The sequence below is a fragment of the Vibrio sp. 10N.261.52.A1 genome, assembly GCF_002876325.1.
GTDB classification, from domain to species: domain Bacteria; phylum Pseudomonadota; class Gammaproteobacteria; order Enterobacterales; family Vibrionaceae; genus Vibrio; species Vibrio chagasii.
In genome coordinates this window covers 1-452 of the sequence record NZ_MCYD01000253.1, presented here as the reverse complement: position 1 = coordinate 452, position 452 = coordinate 1, and the positions used below count along the sequence as shown (strand labels likewise).

1 protein-coding gene is annotated in these 452 nt (G+C 49.1%); it reads left to right on the top strand.

Going from position 1 to position 452, the window contains the following annotated elements:
• Positions 1-452, top strand: a 452-nt coding sequence (locus tag BCT81_RS03320) for an Hsp70 family protein (RefSeq protein WP_157938839.1), incomplete at both ends; no start/stop codon positions are given.

The window sequence follows — 452 nt, the reverse complement described above, 5'->3', positions numbered from 1 at the left end:
TTGCAGGCTTAGGTAAGATTCTATTGCTCGAAGAGCCTCAAGCGGTTTGTTACGACTGGTATGCGCGCCACCAACAAACGGCGGCGGATGAGCTTCAACAGATCCCATTGATCTTAGTGTGTGATGTCGGCGGTGGTACTACCGACTTAAGCTTAATTGAAGCCAAATTCGATACAGATAATGCTGGTCATAACGAGCTAGCACTCGACCGTATCGGCGTTGGCGAACACTTAATGCTGGGTGGTGATAACCTAGATTTAGCCCTCGCTCATCTTGCAGAGCAGCGCTTCAATCAAAACAAAAAACTGAATGCCTCCAGCCTCACCAAACTGATTCAACAGACCCGCGCCGCAAAAGAGAGCCTGCTTTCTGCTGATGCACCTGACGATGTCAAAATCACAATGCTTGGTAGCGGTTCGAAGCTATTAGGCGGCACTAAGAGTATTGGCCTG